Here is a 17868-nt window from a genome sequence, read left to right as displayed (position 1 = left end):
ACAAGATAGTGCGGGCTATCTTGCGGCGCAAGACACTGCCGTGCCCCGACGCCGGAAGGGCCCCCGGGCCACGTACCATGGCGACATGTCCTTCCTCCGCCGCCGCCCCTCCGCCACGCCCGCGGGCCCGGAATTCGACGTCCTGGCCATGGACCCGGGCGACTGGCCGGGCAACCTCGGAGCGGGCCTGCTGCCCGCGCCCGACGGCAGCTGCCAGGGTGTCTTCCTGCGCTACGACCTGTTCGGCGGCCGGGGCCCCGCGATGATCATCGGCAACCTGCCCGAGGGCTCGCCCGCCAGGGAGCTCGAGGAGGGCCAGGTGCCCTTCGAGGTGGCGCAGCTGCTCGTGGCGCTCGAGAACGACGAGCCCGTCGAGGTGACCGGCAGCGAGGACATGCCGGTCATGCAAGGTGACAATCTACTCATCGTGCGGCGTATCAAGCTCTCCGAAACCCGCATCTCCTGCGTACAGTTCGACCGCAGCGACAATGTGCTCGTCACTATCGCCAGCTGGGACCGGCCGATCACCGACGACCTGTACGCGCTGCTCAAGCCCTTGCCCGCGGAGCTGTTCCAGCAGGGCTGAGGACCCTGTGAGGCGAGGAGTGGTTGTGGGAGATGTGGCAGTCGGGGCACCGGACGCGCAGCAAATCCAGCATTCGAAGGTGAAGAAGCAGCGCCCCTTCTGGAAGGAATTCCCGCTTCTCGTCGGGATCGCGCTGCTGCTGGCGCTGCTGATCAAGACGTTCCTGCTGCAGGCGTTCTCCATCCCCTCGGACTCCATGCAGAACACCCTCCTCAAGGGCGACCGCGTCCTCGTCGACAAGCTGACCCCTTGGTTCGGCTCCGAGCCGGAGCGCGGTGAGGTCGTCGTCTTCCACGACCCGGGCGACTGGCTCAAGAACGAGCCGATTCCTGAGACGAACGTCGTCCAGGAGGCGCTCAGCTTCATCGGGCTGATGCCGTCGGCCGAGGAGAAGGACCTGATCAAGCGGGTCGTCGGAGTCGGCGGCGACACGGTGGAGTGCGAGGGCACGGGTCCGCTGAAGGTCAACGGCAAGGCGCTCGACGAGCCGTACGTCTTCCCTGGGAACACGGCGTGCAGCACGGACGACGACGGGCAGTTCAAGGTCACGGTGCCCGCCGGCCACATCTGGGTGATGGGCGACCACCGGCAGGCCTCCGGCGACTCCCGCTACCACCAGCACGAGCCCGGCGCCGGCATGGTGCCGGTGGACGACGTGGTGGGGCGCGCGGTCATGGTCGCCTGGCCGCTCGGCCGGCTGGACAACCTGCCGGTGCCCGGCACCTTCGAGCAGTCGGGCATCGACGCCCGACGCTGACCGAGCCTCAGCCCGCCGTGGGTGAACAGGCCGTACGCGGCGGCCTGTTCACCTGTGGCCGGGTGGGAGCTACGTGTGCGCCGCAGCCGGCCTCCCCAGCAGGGTGACGATCTGTGCGGCCGAAGTACCCAGCCCCGTAGGGCCGCTCAGCTGCCACGGGGTGCCGCTCGTGCCACCGGTGCCGCCCCGCAGGTCCTCGTCGTGGTAACGGACGCATTTGTGGTGCCAGTTCAGGATCCCGGCCATCCAGTCCTGAAGCTCACGCACATAGCCGTCGAGTACGTTGCGTGCCTCGGCGTCCAGCGCGAAGTCGTCGTAAAGGACGGGCAGTTCGACCTTGATGACATGCTGGAACTGCTGCATCCGTCCCTTCATCAGCTCGTGCACCATGTCGACTCCGGTCGGATAGTCGACCCCGAAGAAGTTCTGCACCACCAGGACGGCGTTGTGCACCTCGCCCTCGTACTCGATCTCTTTCTGGTACGAGAAAAGGTCGTTGATCAGCGTGGCGTAGTCGACGGCGGAGTTCTCCAGCGAGCGGATGGGGCCGCTCCGGTAGATGTCGTCGGGCACCCGGTCTCCGTGCGACAGCCGGCACAGCCGCATCGTCATGTCCGCGCCGAAGGTGAACCGCCGCATCTCGATGTAGTCCACGGGGTCGGGAATGCGGTGCAGCGCCTGATTGGCCAGCTCCCACTCCCAGCTCGCGATCATGTCGTCGACCGACTTGCGGAACGTGCGCCGCGACGCCTCGTCCATCGGCCCCGCCGTCCGCTCCCACAGGTCGGCGAGCCCCCGCTCCATCGCGTCGGTCGGCTGCGGCGTGGGCTCCCCGTCCAGCGGCATGAAGAGCCTCAGCCGCTCATTGGCCGCGTGTGCCCCGGCCAGGTCGCGGGTGCGCCCGTAGATCACGGGGTAAAGATCGTCACCGTACGTTCCCCAGGTCAGCCAGTTCGACGACAGATCCAGTTCCTCCGGCGTCGCGTCCGGATGGAGGCCCGCGGAGCAGAGCGGCAGGTCGATGTTGCGCGCCCGCCGCTCGTCCCAGACATGAGACGCAGGCCGCCCCGGCTGCGGCTCCAGCATCCCCATCCGCCGTGCCCAGGCGATGTTCCGGTCCCGCGCGCCCGGCAGATGCGGACTGAGCTGAAGCCCGTACGGAAAGTCCAGATCAGGAACGATGGACGGACCGACGTGCTGGTACGGCACATGGGTATGCCGACGCCAGCGCGCCGCCTCCGCCCGCGGGGTGAGGTGGATCGTTGCCGCCGCCATCCCCCAGCCGCTCTCGCCGGGCGCGGCCGGGGCGGCCTGCGCGGCCGCCCCGCCGCCGTTCATGTACCGGCTCGATCGCATGTGCCACTCATGCCCGCCCGACTGCCAGTCCTGCAGCCCCTTGGCGTAAGCCAGTACGGCGGCGGTCTCGGCGGGGCCGAGGCCCTTCTCGGCGCAGAGCGGCCCGACTTCGGTGAGCGCGGTGTTCTCGAACTGCTGGAGCCGCGACGTCAGCAGATCGTTGACGGCCTCGGCCGCCTCCTGCGTCGTACAGCCCAGAAAATGCTCAAGCACCAGCACACCATTGCTGTTCTCGCGCTCGTCCTCGACCTCTCGCTGGTACGAGAAGAGGTCGTTGCGCAGGTGTACGGCGTCCGAGAAGGCGTCGCGCAGCACGCCGAGCGCCCGTGAGTGGGCCACCGTCGCCGGGACCTCGGCGTTCGACGCGAACTCCACGATCCCCGCCGACCAGGGCGCGCCGCCGACCTTCCTGCGCATCTCGATGTACTCGACGGGGTTGGCGATCCGCCCCTCGTCCATGTTGGAGAGTTCCCACAGGGATTCGTTGAGCAGATTCCTGGTCGACTCGGCGAACCGTTCCCGCCACGCGCCCGTCATGCTGGGCACGGTCCGCGCCCACAGGTCCGCGAGCCCCGCCTCGACCGGATTCCCCGGCTCCGGAGTACCGTCCGCCAGATCCATCGGCATGAAGGCCGGCAGCCGGTCGAGGTAGCGCTTCCCGCCCTCGCGGTCCAGGGTCCGCTTGAAGGTCTCCAGGAAGTGGTCGTCGAAGAAGAAGACCCACACATACCAGTCGGTGACCAGCGCCAGTACGTCGGACGAGCAGTCGGGATGGGTGTACGCACAGAGCAGCGCGTAGTCATGGGCTTCCAGGTCGCGCTCCTCCCAGATGCCGGAGCCCTCCAGCATCTCCATCCGGCGTGCCCACTCCCTCGTGTGCCGACGGGCCTCGTCGACATGGGGATTGAGCCGCGCCGGATACGGAACGTAGAAGTCCGGCAGGGTGAAGGGCTGCTGTGCCATGTACGTCCGGCCTTTCCAGGACGTCCGCGCACCCACTGTGGGCGCGGACCGGTCAATTCCGCCCAGCCCTACCCAGCGCCCCTTTCCGCCACTCGCCACGCCAATTAGTCATACAAGAGGGCGCCATCGCCCGTCGTGGCCGATGGCGCCCCTGTTCCTGCCGTGAGCCGCTAAGAGGCGAGTACGCGCACGTCAGAGGCCTTCACGTAGGCCACCCGGTGCCCGAACTGGATCTCGTAGTACGCCTCTTTGCCGCGTATCACCCGGTGCCCCGCCGTTTCGAACGTCGGCGCGAAGAAGTACTCGCCCGGTGCACGGTCGCCCACCACATAGCGCTGGCCCGCGAGCAGCTTGTAGGGCAGCGGCGAGACCGCCTGCACCGGTACGGACGTCCCCGCGTACGCCGCCCCCTCCGGGTAGGCCCGCCCGTACACCGGCACGTCGGCGGCCCCGTCCTTCGGCGTCAGCAGCAGACCGCGGGAATTCACGGCGGTCGGCTGCGTGCCCGGATTGTGGAACCACGCCTGCTGCCCCAGATACCAGATCGCGGTCCAGTCACCCCTGCGCTCGGCGACGGCGTACTGCTGACCGGTCGACGCGCGGGCGCCTGTGTCATTGACGCCGGTCGTCGAGTCCTGGCCGCCGGGACGCAGCCCGATGTCCTTCACCAGCGGAGCGTCGGCGGCGGGCGCGGTGTGCAGCCGGACGGCGCCCGAACCGTGCGGGGCACACGGCTGGCCGGCCTTCACGCAACCGGTGTAGAGGGGCTGATGCCTGGCGTACTCCGGCCGGATGGTCACCACACCGCTGTTCGGACCCGCCGACGGCGTGAAGGGCCTGCCGAGCAGCTTGAAGTAGTGCGCCCAGTCCCAGTACGGACCGGGGTCGGTGTGCATCCCGCGGATGTTCGCGGTGGTCGTTCCCGGGACGTTGTCGTGGCCCAGGATGTGCTGCCGGTCGAGCGGGATGTCGTACCGCTTCGCCAGGTACTTCACCAGCCGCGCCGACGTGCGGTACATCGCCTCGGTGTACCAGGCGTCCGGCGAGGTCAGGAAACCCTCGTGCTCCAGGCCCACCGACTTGGAGTTGATGTACCAGTTGCCCGCGTGCCAGGCCACGTCCTTGAGCGGTACGTGCTGTGCGATGTGCCCGTCCGACGAACGCAGCGAGTACTGCCAGGACACGTACTCCGGGTTTTGGACCAGCTTGAGTGTGGTGTCCCAGGTGGCCTCGGTGTCGTGGACGATGATGTAGTCGACGCCCTGGCTCCTGGGCCGGTCGCCCTTGTCGTGGTTGCCGTAGTCGCCGTCCCCGAACTCCTCGTACGGCGCGGGAATCCACTCGCACGCCACCGTCTTCGGACACTCGCTGAGCCCGGTGTCGGCGGTCCGCAGCCCAAGGTCCGCGACCTGTGTACGGTCGGGTACGAGCCCCGGGTCGCCGACCAGCGCGACCTGCTGACCGCTGTCGGTCGTACGCCGCTCGCCCGCCCCGATCACGTCGTACACATCATTGGCGTACGTCGTCGCCGTCGCCGTGTCGTCGGCCCCGGAGAAGCGGGCGACCGCCCCGTACCAGTCGGCCGGGTCCGCGCTGAGCGGCCGCCCGAGCTGCTTCTGCGCGGCGGCCAGCAGCGCCGCCCCGCCCCGGATGTTCGCGGCGGGGCTCTGCCGCAGCTCCGCGTCCGGCAGCCCGGTGAGGGTGGCGGCTCGCTCCAAGGTCTTGAGCCGGGTGGGCAGTTCCGATGCCTTCGGCAGCTCGACCTCGCCACCTCTGCGCACCGCGCGCGCGTCGTCACCGCGCGGGTCTTCGTCCAGGTCCGTGTGGTGCGGTGCTTCTTCGCGCGCGACTTGGAGTGCGGCCTCGGCGTCGGTGAGGTGCATCGGGCCGTAGCCGCCGGTCACACTCGGCGCGCCGGCGTGCGAGTCCCAGCGGGACTGTAAGTACGACACGCCGAGCAACACGCTCTGCGGCACCCCGTACTGCGCGGCGGCAGCGGCGAAGTCGCGCTGCAACGCGCCGGACGCGGGCGGCTCCGCGGTGGCGGAAGGGCCGGCCGACAGGAGCGGCAGAACGAGCGCGACGGACGCCACGAAACCCCCCGCCTGCCAGGCGCGTCCGCGTGCGACGCTCGTGGACCGTGACGTGACGGATCCTTGCAATGCGGCCTCCAGGGACGAGTGGTACGCGAAGGGCCTGCGGGCTGGGACTCGACTACAGGGGTATCGGGTCCCGGACGATCCGTCAATGAGCCTGGGTCGCAGTCGATTTCGCACGTCAGCACTGGTGCGACGGAGTTTCGCAGCGACGGCGTACGGGCCTGCGACGCGTCAGTGGTGTAAACCAATAACCGTACAGGGGCCGGCCGGGATTTGACGTCAGGTCGCGTCGCGGCCGGCGCGCACCGACTTCAGAGCGAGCAGCAGCACGCCGATGTCGTCGAGGTACATCGGGTCGGGCATGAGATCCGTCGGCAGGACGAGGTAGGCGACAGCGGCCCAGAAGACCCAGGGGCGATCTTCCGGAACCCCCGCCGCTCGCACACTCCGGCGGGCCCGGACCAGCCGTACGAGCACGAATACCGCCACGGCGAGCGTCGCCACCACCAGAAACACGGCGACGGCGACCAGGATCCAGGCTTCGGTGCTCATGAGACCTCCGGGCGGCTCGCGTCGGGCACACTCTCTCTCACTCTCACCGTCTGCCCGTGCGCGGGGCGGTTCAGGCACCGGAGGACGGTATGTCGCGCGTACGGGCCCACCTCAGCAGGTCGTCCATGGCCCAGGTGTTCACCACACGCTCGGGAGGCACCCCGCACTCCTCGGCCCTGGCGCACCCGTAGATCTGCCAGTCGAGCTGTCCGGGCGCGTGCGCGTCGGTGTCGACGGAGAACAGCACACCCGCGTCGACGGCTTGGCGCAGCAGCCGCCGGGGCGGATCGAGGCGCTCGGGCCGGCTGTTGATCTCCACGGCCGTGCCCGACGCGGCGCAGGCGGCGAAGACCTCGTCGGCGTCGAACTGCGACTCGGGCCGCCCGCGTCCGGTGATCAGCCGGCCGGTGCAGTGACCGAGGATGTCCGCGTGCGGGTTGCTCACGGCGGCGACCATACGGCGGGTCATGGCGGCGGCGTCCATCCGCAGTTTCGAGTGCACGGACACGACCACGATGTCGAGCTGGTCGAGCAGCTCGGGTTCCTGGTCGAGCGAGCCGTCGAGGAGAATGTCGCACTCGATGCCGGTGAGCAGCCGGAACGGCGCCCAGCGCTCGTTGAGCTCGGCCACCACTTCCAGCTGTTCGCGCAGCCGCTCGGGAGACAGCCCGCTCGCGACCGTCAGGTTGGGGGAGTGGTCGGTGAGGACCGCCCACTCGTGCCCCAGCGCCGCGGCGGTCCGTCCCATCTCCTCGATGGGGCTTCCGCCGTCCGACCAGTCGGAGTGCAGATGGCAGTCGCCGCGCAGCAGCGCGCGCAGGTGCTCGCCGCCCTCGGTCCGCGGCCCCCCGCTCTCCTCCTCCAGCCGCTTCAGGTACGCGGGCATCCCGCCGGCCAACGCCTCGCGCACCACCTGCGCGGTCTTGGGCCCGACGCCCTTGAGCGTCTCCAGCGAGCCCGCCGCCGCCCGGCTCGCCGTCTCCTCTTCGGGGAGTGCGGCGACGGTGGCGGCGGCGGTGCGGAACGCGCGTACGCGATAGGTGGGGGCCTGGGCCCGTTCCAGCAGGAACGCGATCCGTTCCAGAGCCTCGACGGGATCCATCGGCACCTCTTGTCGGGTGGGTCCGGCAGTACGCACCCGGGCCGGCCGGGGTGTCCAGCTTCACCCAGCACTCCGTCCCCCGCACGTCCGGCTACGGCGGACGATTTCCATCCCTCCTGCCTGGGCCGGAAGAAGTGCGCCGGGAATCAGTGCGCGCCCGGCTTCTGCCGCACAGGCTCGCGCTCCGCACCGGCGGGCGCGGCCCTGGGGCCGATGAACAGTGTGGTCAAAAGCGCCAGCAACAGCAGCCCCGCGCAGACATAGCTGGAGATCTCGAGGCCGGCGGACATCGCCTCACGTGCGGCGTCCGCGGTCCGCGCGGTCAGCGGGTCGGCCGACAGTGACGGGATCGCCGATCCGGCGCTCTCCGTCACGACTTCGCTGAGCTCTTCGGCACGCCGGCCCGAAAGGCCGGTGCTGGTGAGGCGATCACGCAGGCTGGAGGTGAGTGTGCTGAAGAACAGCGTGGTGAGCACGGCGATGCCGAGGGCCGCGCCCAGTTCACGTGCCGCGCTCTGGATGCCCGCCCCTTGTCCGGCGCTCTCGACGGGGACGTCCACGAGGACGACGTTGGTGACCTGCGCCGTGGCGAAGCCGACACCGACGCCGTAGACGAACAGTGCGATCGCGATCAGCCACCAGGCGCTGTCGGTTGCGGCGATCAGTCCGAGCATGGCCAGGCCGGCGGCCTCGAGAAGCAGCCCGAGCCGTACCAGTGCCAGGGAGGGGGCCGCCATCGAAAAGCTCGCACCGCTCGCGCAGAAACTCCCCACGGCGAGAGCGACGAGTGCGAGCCCCGCTTGGAACGCGCTGTAGTCCAGAGCGAACTGCAACCAGAGCGGCATCACCGCGATGATGCCGAACTCGCCGAGGCCGACGAGCATCGTCACGACGTTGCCGTTGAGGAAGGACGGGATGGAGAACAGCCGGACGTCCATGAGTGGTTCGGCCTGTGAGCGGCCGAGCGCCGCCTGCCGCCGCCAGAACGCGACCAGGGCCAGTGCCGACGCGACGAAGGCGACGAGAACCGGAGAAGGACCGCTGCTCCAGGAGAACCCGCCGATGGTGAGCGGCTCAACGCTGACCAACCAGCCGTAGGTACGTCCTTCGATCAGCGCGAACGCCAGCAGGCCGAGCCCCAGCGCCGAAAGCGCGCCGCCGAGGCTGTCGAGACGCCCCTGAACGCGCGGCGACGCGGGCAGGTGGACCAGGGTGCCCACAATGATCAAAGCCACGAGCGGGATGTTGATGCCGAAGGCCCAGCGCCAGGAGAAGTCCGCCAGCCAGCCGCCCAGCAGCGGACCGACGGCCGCTGCGGCGCCGATCGTCGATCCCCACACGGCGAACGCCTGGCCGCGGGCCTTCCCGGTGAAGGTCGCGTTCACCAGGGCCAGCGACGCAGGCAGAATCGTGGCTCCACCGGCGCCTTGAAGGAACCGCGCCAGGATCAGCAGGCCGCCGTTCGGTGCGACCGCCGCGGCCACACTCGTCAGGCCGAACACGACGAGGCCGGCGAGGAAGATTTTCCGGGCGCCGTGCAGGTCGCAGAGGCGCCCGGTGATCAGAAGCAGCGCGGCGAAGGCGATGGCGTACGACTCCTGGATCCATTGGGCCTCACTCGAGGTGATCCCGAGATCGTCGATGACCGGGGCGAGGATCACGTTGACGATCGTGATGTCCACGACGATCAGGGCCACGCCCAGGGACACGGCGATGAGGCCGAGCCACTGACGCATGGGAGGGGACTGTGCAGTGCCGTTCAAGATGACTCCACCTTCAATATAACTTTGCGGCAAAGCTAACTAGCTTTGCCGCAAAGCTAGAATGCGCCGAGGTAGGTTGTCAACGGAGCGGTAGAGCGGCCCACGGCGCAGATCGGAAGCGGTACATGTCCATGGAGAAGGCGAAGCCCGTCGGCGTCGAGGAGCAGCGAGACCGCCTCATGGACGGCCTGCGCGCGTTCGGTGCCAACTACACCGAGTTCACCCAGCGCTTCGCGAACTGGCTGGGCCTGCACTCCACGGACGCCGCGGCGCTCACCGAGATCCTGTACGCCGAGGACAAGGGCTCGCCCCTGTCCCCCGCCCGGCTGAGCGAGCGCATCTCCCTGTCGTCGGGCGCGACGACCATCCTGCTGAACCGCCTCGAAACGGCAGGGCACATCGTCCGTACCCGTGAGCACACCGACGGCAGAGTCGTGACCCTGCGCAGCAGCCCGGACATCAGGCCCCGGGCCGAGGAGTTCTTCGGCCCCTACGCCATACGCATGGCCGCGGAGATGTCGCAGTACACCCCCGAGCAGCTGCGACAGGTCGAAGACTTCGTCAGCCATCTGCGCGCGACGATGGAATCGCTGCTCGCGCACGAGTACGGGGAGCGCCGGCCAGGCACCCGGCCTTCCCCCGGCCGCAGCTGACGCCGGCTAGGGCCGCCCCGCCGCCGGCACCCGCTCACCCTCCGGCCCCGGACCCGGCGGCGTACCGTCACCGAACGGACGACCGCCCAGCGCCTCACGGTGATGCGGGGCCGACCACCCCGACAGATCGGGCCCCAGCGGCACGATGCCGGTCGGGTTGATGCCGGTGTGCACCTGGTAATAGTGGCGCTTGATGTGGTCGAAGTCGACGGTGTCCCCGAATCCGGGTGTCTGGTAAAGGTCGCGCGCGTACGCCCACAGCACGGGATCCTCCGCCAGCTTCCACTGGTTGCACTTGAAGTGGCCGTGATAGACCGCGTCGAAGCGCACCAGCGTGGTGAAGAGCCGGATGTCCGCCTCCGTGATCGTGTCCCCCACGAGATAGCGGCGGTCCGCGAGCCGCCGCGACACCCACCCGAGCCGACGGAACACGTCTCGGCAGGCGTCCTCGTACTCGCCCTGGTCCGTCGCGAAGCCCGTCCGGTACACCCCGTTGTTGACGTCCCGGTAGACGCCTTCCATGACCTCGTCGATCTCCGGCCGCAGCGGCTCAGGGTAGAGATCGGGTGCGCCCGGCCGGTGCAGCGCAGTCCACTCGGTCGCGAAGTCCAGCGTGATCCGCTGGTAGTCGTTGGTCACCAGTTTGCCGCTCGGTACGTCCACGATCGCGGGGACGCTGACCCCTCCGGGATACCCCGTCTCCCGCGCGTCGTAGGCCTCGCTCAGGTACCGGATGCCGAGAACGGGGTCGCGGTCCCCGGGATCGAGGGTGAACCGCCAGCTGCGGTCGTCCTGGATCGGATCGGCGACGGCCAGGGAAAGGGAGCTCTCCAGCCCGAGCAGCCGCCGCGAGACGACCGCACGGCTCGCCCAGGGGCAGGCGCGGCTCACCACGAGCCGGTAGCGGCCCGCCTCGACCGGCCAGCCTTCCTGGCCGTCGGCCGTGATGCGGTCCGCGAAGTGGCTCTTCGACCGCGTGAAGGTCCTCTTCCCGTACGCGGCATTGCCGTCCGTGTCGTCGTCGTGGGCGCGGCTCATCGTGGCCTCCCTTCCCGGTCGGGTACTGAGCTCCCTCCCCGTCGTTGCCCAGTACCCCAAACCCGCTCGCGCACGCGGTTGACCCCCCTGCCGGTGCCCCGCGCTCAGGACGCCGCCCGCGCCAGCGCCCGGTCCACCTCCGCCGGCGACAGCGCGTGCTCGATCGCGAGGATCCCGGCGCCGGCCGCCGCCGCGTTCTCCCCCGTACGGCTCGGCTCGATCCGCAGGACATGCGTGGCCAGCGGATGCGACCGCCGGTACACCGCCTCCCGTACGCCCGCGAGCAGCTGGTCGTGCACGGCGGCCAGCGCCCCGCCCAGCACCACCGTGTCCGGATTGAAGAAGTTGACCAGGCCCGCCAGCACCTCGCCGACCGCGCGGCCGGCCTCGCGCACCATCCGTACGGCGTCACGGTTGCCCGACTTCACCAGCCGTACGACGTCGCTGCCGGACGCCGCGTCCAGGCCGAGCCCCGCCAGCCGGGCCGCGATCGCCGAACCGCCCGCGACCGCCTCCAGACAGCCCGAATTGCCGCACCGGCACAGATGCGCTTCGTCACCGACCCGGATGTGCCCGATGTCGCCGGCACAGCCCTGCGCGCCGCGATGCAGCCGCCCGTCGGCGACGATGCCGCAGCCGATGCCCGTACCGACCTTGATGTACAGCAGATAGCGGCAGCCGGGGAACGCGGTCCGCTGCTCCCCGAGCGCCATCACATTCACGTCGTTGTCGACGAGCGCCCGCACCCCGAACCGCGCCGCGAAGAACTCAGGAATCGGGTACTGGTGCCAGCCCGGCATGATCGGCGGATCGACCGGCCGCCCCGTCGAGAACTCCACCGGCCCCGGCACGCCCACCCCGATGGAACGCAGCGTGCGCGGGTCCAGATCCGCCTCCTTCAGCAGCGTGTGCAGCGTGCGCTCCACATGGCGCAGCACGGACTCGGGCCCGTCACCGATCGACAGCGGGTCCTCGCGCGTGGCGAGCGTCGCCCCGCCGACATCCATCAGCGCCACCCGGCAGTGCGACGCCCCGAGGTCCACCCCGGCGACCGTGTGCTCGCGCGTGCGCAGCTGAAGCCTGCGGGGCGGCCGCCCACCGGTCGAAGGGCCGTCGGCCTCCTCGTCGACGAAGCCGTGCGCGATGAGCGCGTCCACCCGCTGGGAGACGGTGGAACGAGCAAGGCCGGTGAGCCGCGCGATGTCGGCGCGGGTCCTCACCGCCCCCGAACTGATCAGCGTCAGCACCTGGCCCGGGGAATGGGCGGCGGCGGAACTGCTGTGGTCCATGGCAGTCACCATAAGGACGACTTCCGCTGCTCACAAGGTAGTTGGTGTTCGAACATCGGCATAAGTAGGGTCCAACTCGCCTTCACCTAACCCTGCTTGAACCCTTGACAGGTCAAAGCCCGGTCAGGACATTGCTCAGCAAACGCTTTCTGAGGAGCCTGGCAATGGCGATGCTGACGATGCAGGGCGTATCGAAGAGCTTTCTCGGGGTGAGAGTGCTGCACGATGTCGGCCTCGACCTCGAACCCGGCGAAGTGCACGCCGTCGTCGGAGAGAACGGGGCCGGCAAGTCCACCCTCATGAAGATCCTCGCGGGCGAGCACACCGCCGACACCGGCACCATCACGCTCGACGGTACGGCGCACCATTTCGCGCACCCCGCCCAGGCGCAGGCCGCCGGAATCGGCATCATCCACCAGGAGTTCGCCCTCCTCGCGCACCGCACCGTCGCCGAGAACGTCTTCCTCGGCCGCGAGCCGACCCGGCGCGGCCTCGTCGACCGCCGGGCGATGGAGCGGCGTACCGCCGAACTCCTCGCCGAGATCGACGGAACCGGCATCACGCCCCGGACCCTCGTCCGCGACTTGTCCGTGGCCCGTCAGCAGACCGTCGAGATCGTCAAGGCGCTCGCCTCCGACGTCAGCGTCCTCGTCATGGACGAGCCGACGGCGCCGCTCGCCGACCACGAGGTGGAGTTACTGTCCGCGCTCGTACGCCGCCTCACCGCGCGCGGCCTCGGCATCCTCTACATCTCGCACCGGCTCCGTGAGGTCTTCGACCTGGCCGGCCGCATCACGGTCCTCAAAGACGGCCGCCGCGTGACGACACTCCGTACCGACGCGACCGATATCGACGAGGTGGTACGGGCCATGGTCGGCCGGGACCTCGGCTCCTACTACCCGCCGCGCGCCCGCCCTGAGGAGATCGGCGCGGCGAGACTCACCGTCACCGGCGGCGGCAACGACCGCATACGCGGTATCGGCCTCACGCTCCGCGCCGGCGAGGTGGTGGGCGTGGCGGGCCTCCAGGGGTCCGGCCGTACGTCGCTGGTCCGCGCGCTGTTCGGCGCCGCGCCCTTCACCACCGGCGCCATGACGGTGGGCGGCGGCCCGCTGCGGCCGACGCGCCCGCGCCAGGCGATACGGGGCGGAATCGCGCTGGTCACCGAGGACCGCAAGGCGGAGGGGCTGGCGCTGCGTCAGTCGGTACGCGACAACGCCCTCCTGGTCACCCGCGCGGTCCCCGTTCGCGGCAGGCCACCGGCGGCGCGGGCGCTCACGGCCCTCCTCGAACGCGTACGCCTGCACGCCCACGGCGAAGACCAGCAGGTCCAGTTCCTCTCCGGCGGCAACCAGCAGAAGGTCGTCATCGCCAAGTGGCTGGCCGCCCGTCCTCAGGTCTTGCTCTTCGACGAACCGACGCGGGGCGTCGACGTGGGGGCGAAGGCCGCGATTCACACCCTGGTCCGTGAACTCGCCCGCGAGGGTCTGGCCGTACTGAGCATCTCCTCCGAGCTGCCCGAACTGATCGGCATGAGCGACCGCATCCTCGTCATGTCCGAGGGCCGTCTGGCGGGCGAACTTCCCGCCGGCGCCCCGGAAGAAGCCATCATGCGCCTGGCCACGGGTGGCACCGAAGCCCCAGAGGAGGACGCTGCATGAAGCCGCCGAATCCAGCCCGTCCGGCGTTTGAGGACACGCCCGCAGGGCCTCCCGGGGGTCTGGGGGCTTGCCCCCAGTTCGGGAAGGGGCGGGTCGGGGAACAGCTCCGCAGGACACCGAGGCGGCCCCGGTGAACGCCCTCCGCACCGCAGCCGCCGCCCCGCCAACAGTCACCCGGCTCCGCCTCACCGACCCGGTAACCGGCGTCTGGCTGGCCGCCCTCGCCGTCACCCTCGTCGGATGGATCGTCGTAGCCGCTGACGGAGGCGACTTCCTCACCCTCACCAACGTCGTAGGCATCCTCCAGAACTGCGTAGCCCTCGGCCTCGTCGCCGTAGGCCAGTCCGCCGTCATCCTCACCGGTTCCCTCGACCTCTCCGTCGCCTACCTCATCAGCCTCGGCACCCTCGTCGCCGCCGAGACCATGGAGGGGGCCGGCGTCCTCACCGCCGTCATCGCCGTGCTCGCGCTCTCCGGCGCCGTCGGCCTCGCCAACGGCCTCGTCGTCACCGGCCTCAAGGTCAACGCCTTCATCGCCACCCTCGGCGCCGCGTTCATCCTGCGCGGCTGGATCGAGGACAACTACGCCGGGCCCGCCGGCAAGGTGCCCGCCTCCTTCCAGCACCTCGGCTACGACCGCATCGGCCCCGTCCCCGTCTCCCTCTTCCTCCTCGCCGCCGTAGCCGTCGCGATGTGGCTGATCACCCGTCGCACCCGCCTCGGCCACCACATGTACGCCACCGGCGGCGACGAACACGCCGCGCGCCTGTCCGGCGTACGCACCCGCCGTACCGTCATCACCGCGCACGTCCTGTGCTCGCTCTGCGTCGGCGCGGCAGCGCTCTTCCTCGCGTCCCGGCTCGGCGCCGGCGCCCCCTGGGCCGGCACCGAAGCCCGCTACGACCTGGAATCGATCGCCGCCGTCGTCCTCGGCGGCACGGCCCTCGCCGGCGGCAGAGGCGGCGTGGCCGGCACCCTCGGCGGCGTACTCGTCCTCGCCGTACTCGACAGCGTCTTCAACCAGCTCTCGGTCGACCCGTTCTTCAAGAACGTCGTCCGCGGTGTCGTCATCATCGCCGCCGTCGCCCTCTACGCCCGCCGCTCGCCGGGGAGGCAGGCATGACGACCACAACAGCCGCCCCCGCCAAGAGAGTTGTGCGATCCCTCGGAACCGGCGCCCCCGTCTACGCCCTCCTTGCCGTCCTGCTCGCCGCCCTCGCCCTCACCGACCCCGCCTTCTACGAACCCGACCGCTTCCTCGCCTTCATCAAGCGCGCCGCACCCCTCGTCATCCTCGCCGCGGGCCAGTACCTGGTCATCGTGTGCGGCGAGTTCGCCCTCTCCGTCGGCGCGATCGTCACGGCGGGCGTCGCCTCTGGACCGGCGGCTCCCCGCACGGCGCGCTCCCCACCGCCTTCCGCCAGCTCGGCCGCGGCACGGCCCTCGGCTGGCTCCCGTGGGCGGTCCTCGCCTGCGCGGCCGCCGGAGCGGCCGCCGCCCTCCTCATGCGCTCCGACTTCGGCCGTACGCTCATGGCCACCGGCGACAGCGAGCGCGCCGCCGCGCTCGCCGGGGTCCGCGTGGCCCGCGCCCGCACCATCGCGTTCGTCCTGTCCGGTACGGCCGCCGCCCTCGCCGCGGTCCTGGTCGGCGGCTTCTCCGGCGTCTCCGCGCAGGCGGGCCGCGGCTACGAGTTCGAGGCGATCACCGCCGTCGTCCTCGGCGGAGTGGTCCTCGGCGGCGGTCGCGGCTCGGTCGTCGCCGCGATGGCGGGCGCGTTCTCACTCCAGGCGCTGTTCACCCTGCTCAACCTCCAGGGCGTGTCCGGCGCCCTCGAATCCACCGTCCAAGGCGTCATCGTCATCGCCGCGGTGGGCCTCGGAGCCGCCGACTGGTCCCGGCTGCGCCGCCGCCGTACACACTCCTCGGGAGGGAAACCCTCATGACGTCGTCCACGCGCGGACGCGCCCTCGTCCCGGCCGCCGCCGCACTGCTCTCGGCCGCCCTCATCACTTCCTGCTCCAGCGACGCGCCACCAGGCGCACCCACCGGGCCCTCCTCGCCCACAGCGGAAACCGGCGAGCACTCGAAATTCTTTCAACAGGCGGAGTATGACCGCCAGTTGAGCCTTTCGTCCCGGAAACCCCAGGGCCCGGCCGACAAGCCCTGGGAACAGATGCTGAGCCCCAAGATGGCCGACACCACCACGCACAAGAAGGAAGGCGGCGACGGAATCCACCTCTGCTTCTCCAACGCCGGTGTCTTCAACCCGTGGCGCCAGGTCGGCATGAAGAACATGAAGGCAGAGGCCGGACTGCACAAGGAGATCACCAAGTTCACCGTCCTCGACGCCCAGGGCAAGGACGACAAGCAGATCTCCGACATCCAGGAGCTCACCGGCCGCGGCTGCGACGCCCTGATCGTCTCCCCGAACACCACCGCCACCCTCACCCCCGCCGTGAAGCATGCCTGCGGCAAGGTTCCCGTCATCGTCTTCGACCGCGGCGTCGAGACCGACTGCGCGGTCACCTTCATCAACCCCATCGGCGGGTACGGATACGGGCAGGTGGCCGCCGAATTCCTGAAGGAGAAGGTCAAGCCCAAGGGCAAGATCCTCGCCCTGCGCATCTCGCCAGGTGTCGACGTCCTCGAAACACGCTGGTCGGCCGCGACGGTCGTCTTCGACGACAGCGAACTCGACGTCGTTGACGTGAAGTTCACCGAGGGCGACCCCGCCAAGACCAAGTCGGTCGTCGCCGACGCCCTCACCCGGCACGGCGACATCGACGGCGTATGGATGGACTCGGGCGCGACGGCCGTCGCCGCCGTGGAGGCGTTCGAGGACGCGGGCAAGGACGTACCGCCGATCACGGGGGAGGACCAACAGGACTTCCTCCAGGCCTGGCAGGACAAGAGCCTCACCGCGATCGCCCCTACGTACCCGACCTTCCAATGGCGTACGCCCGTGATCGCCGCCCTGCGCATCCTGAAGGGCGAGGAAGTCCCCAAGGAGTGGAAGCTCCCGCAGCCCACCGTCACCCAGGACAATCTGGCCCAGTATCTCAAGCCCGGCATGCCGCCTCTGCACTACGCGATGTGCGGCTGCGAGGACCTGCCCGGCTTCCCGAAGGTGTGGGGTGGTCAGGGATGACGAGCCGGCACCATGCGAACCCCGTCGGCGCCAACCCGTGGATCTGGCACTCGCCGGTGACTCACGAGGCGCTCACCGAGGCCCTGCCCAGGCTTGCCGCCTGGGGCTTCGACTGCGTCGAACTGCCGCTGGAGGGCCCGTCCGACTGGGACCCGTTCCACGTGGCGAAACTTCTCGACGCGACAGGACTCGTCCCTGCCGCGGTCATCGCCGTCATGCCCCCGGACCGCGGTCTCGTACGGTCCGACCCGCGGACGGTCCTCACCACCCAGGACTACCTGCTGCGGTGTGTCGACGCGGCGCACGCCATCGGCGCGCCCGTCGTCGCCGGACCGGTGTACGCCGCTGTCGGCCGCACCTGGCGCATGGACCGCACGGAACGGGCCGCCGTGTATGAGGAATGGCGCCAGAACCTGGCCCCCGTCCTTCGCCACGCGGCCGCCGCACGGGTGACCATCGCCGTCGAGCCGCTCAACCGCTACGAGACGAGCCTGCTCAACACCGTGGCCCAGACCGTCGAGGCGATCGGCCCGCTGCCCGCACGATCCATCGGCGTAGCACTCGACACGTACCACCAGAACATCGAGGAGCGCTCCCTGCCCGCCGCGGTCCGCGCTGCCGCCGGCCGCATCGCGCACGTCCAGGTGTGCGCCAACGACCGCGGCACTCCGGGCGCCGACCACCTCGACTGGCCGGGCTTCCTCGCCGCGCTCGCCGCGAGCGGCTACGAAGGGCCGCTCTGCATCGAATCGTTCACCGCCCACAACGACGCCATCGCGGTCGCGGCGTCCGTCTGGCGCCCACTCGCCCCCTCGCAGGACACCATCGCCACCGAGGGCCTGGCCTTTCTGCGCCGGGCTCTCGCCTCCCCTCCCGAGAGGACCGGTTCATGAGATGT

At 70.0% G+C, this 17868-nt stretch carries 14 protein-coding genes and 1 pseudogene; 8 read left to right on the top strand and 7 right to left on the bottom strand.

Going from position 1 to position 17868, the window contains the following annotated elements:
- Positions 1-85: 85 nt before the first annotated feature.
- Together J7E89_RS12385 and lepB are read left to right on the top strand one after the other, a co-directional pair.
- The gene (locus J7E89_RS12385; RefSeq protein WP_214972705.1) at positions 86-586 is read left to right on the top strand and encodes a hypothetical protein; all 501 of its coding nucleotides are present in this window, start codon (positions 86-88) and stop codon (positions 584-586) included.
- Complete coding sequence (gene lepB / locus J7E89_RS12380) at positions 489-1343, top strand: signal peptidase I (RefSeq protein ID WP_214972703.1); 855 nt, start codon at positions 489-491, stop codon at positions 1341-1343. Before J7E89_RS12385 ends, lepB begins: the two co-directional genes overlap by 98 nt.
- Before the next feature lie 69 nt (positions 1344-1412).
- Here lepB and J7E89_RS12375 read toward each other — a convergent pair whose 3' ends face one another.
- The 5 genes from J7E89_RS12375 to J7E89_RS12355 all read right to left on the bottom strand — a co-directional run bounded on the left by J7E89_RS12375 (position 1413) and on the right by J7E89_RS12355 (position 9151).
- On the bottom strand, positions 1413-3662 hold the full coding sequence (locus J7E89_RS12375) for a germacradienol/geosmin synthase (RefSeq protein WP_214972701.1): 2250 nt from the start codon (positions 3660-3662) through the stop codon (positions 1413-1415).
- Between the two features lie 170 nt (positions 3663-3832).
- On the bottom strand, positions 3833-5824 hold the full coding sequence (locus J7E89_RS12370; protein ID WP_214972700.1) for an N-acetylmuramoyl-L-alanine amidase: 1992 nt from the start codon (positions 5822-5824) through the stop codon (positions 3833-3835).
- Positions 5825-6040: 216 nt separating this feature from the next.
- Entirely contained in the window at positions 6041-6313 is a 273-nt protein-coding gene (locus J7E89_RS12365; protein WP_214972697.1) for a YkvA family protein, read from the bottom strand.
- Between the two features lie 70 nt (positions 6314-6383).
- A complete protein-coding gene (locus J7E89_RS12360) occupies positions 6384-7415 on the bottom strand; it encodes a PHP domain-containing protein (RefSeq protein WP_214972695.1) in 1032 nt (343 codons plus the stop codon).
- Between the two features lie 146 nt (positions 7416-7561).
- Entirely contained in the window at positions 7562-9151 is a 1590-nt protein-coding gene (locus tag J7E89_RS12355; RefSeq protein WP_214972693.1) for an MFS transporter, read from the bottom strand.
- Between the two features lie 152 nt (positions 9152-9303).
- Here J7E89_RS12355 and J7E89_RS12350 point away from each other — a divergent pair, with 152 nt between their 5' ends.
- Entirely contained in the window at positions 9304-9831 is a 528-nt protein-coding gene (locus tag J7E89_RS12350; protein ID WP_214972691.1) for a MarR family winged helix-turn-helix transcriptional regulator, read from the top strand.
- A 6-nt stretch (positions 9832-9837) separates the two neighbouring features.
- On the opposite strand, the gene J7E89_RS12345 is transcribed toward J7E89_RS12350, so the two are convergent.
- Together J7E89_RS12345 and J7E89_RS12340 are read right to left on the bottom strand one after the other, a co-directional pair.
- Entirely contained in the window at positions 9838-10869 is a 1032-nt protein-coding gene (locus J7E89_RS12345) for a glutathione S-transferase family protein (protein WP_214972690.1), read from the bottom strand.
- Positions 10870-10973: 104 nt separating this feature from the next.
- On the bottom strand, positions 10974-12158 hold the full coding sequence (locus tag J7E89_RS12340; protein ID WP_251060439.1) for an ROK family transcriptional regulator: 1185 nt from the start codon (positions 12156-12158) through the stop codon (positions 10974-10976).
- A gap of 170 nt (positions 12159-12328) precedes the next feature.
- Here J7E89_RS12340 and J7E89_RS12335 point away from each other — a divergent pair, with 170 nt between their 5' ends.
- The 5 genes and pseudogenes from J7E89_RS12335 to J7E89_RS12315 all read left to right on the top strand — a co-directional run bounded on the left by J7E89_RS12335 (position 12329) and on the right by J7E89_RS12315 (position 17863).
- The gene (locus J7E89_RS12335) at positions 12329-13819 is read left to right on the top strand and encodes a sugar ABC transporter ATP-binding protein (RefSeq protein ID WP_214972781.1); all 1491 of its coding nucleotides are present in this window, start codon (positions 12329-12331) and stop codon (positions 13817-13819) included.
- Positions 13820-13949: 130 nt separating this feature from the next.
- Positions 13950-14942, top strand: a complete 993-nt coding sequence (locus J7E89_RS12330) for an ABC transporter permease (protein WP_214972686.1) — start codon at positions 13950-13952, stop codon at positions 14940-14942.
- Positions 14939-15765, top strand: a pseudogene (locus J7E89_RS12325) (ABC transporter permease). The gene J7E89_RS12330 and the pseudogene J7E89_RS12325 overlap by 4 nt, the downstream one beginning before the upstream one ends.
- Positions 15762-16970, top strand: a complete 1209-nt coding sequence (locus tag J7E89_RS12320) for an ABC transporter substrate-binding protein (protein WP_214972684.1) — start codon at positions 15762-15764, stop codon at positions 16968-16970. Before J7E89_RS12325 ends, J7E89_RS12320 begins: the two are co-directional and overlap by 4 nt.
- Entirely contained in the window at positions 16967-17863 is an 897-nt protein-coding gene (locus tag J7E89_RS12315; protein WP_214972682.1) for a sugar phosphate isomerase/epimerase, read from the top strand. The genes J7E89_RS12320 and J7E89_RS12315 overlap by 4 nt, the downstream gene beginning before the upstream one ends.
- Positions 17864-17868: the final 5 nt, after the last annotated feature.

It is taken from the genome of Streptomyces sp. ISL-100 (genome assembly GCF_018614615.1).
GTDB lineage: Bacteria > Actinomycetota > Actinomycetes > Streptomycetales > Streptomycetaceae > Streptomyces.
The sequence above is the reverse complement of the archived record's forward strand: the minus strand, read 5'-3'. Positions and strand labels throughout refer to the sequence as shown.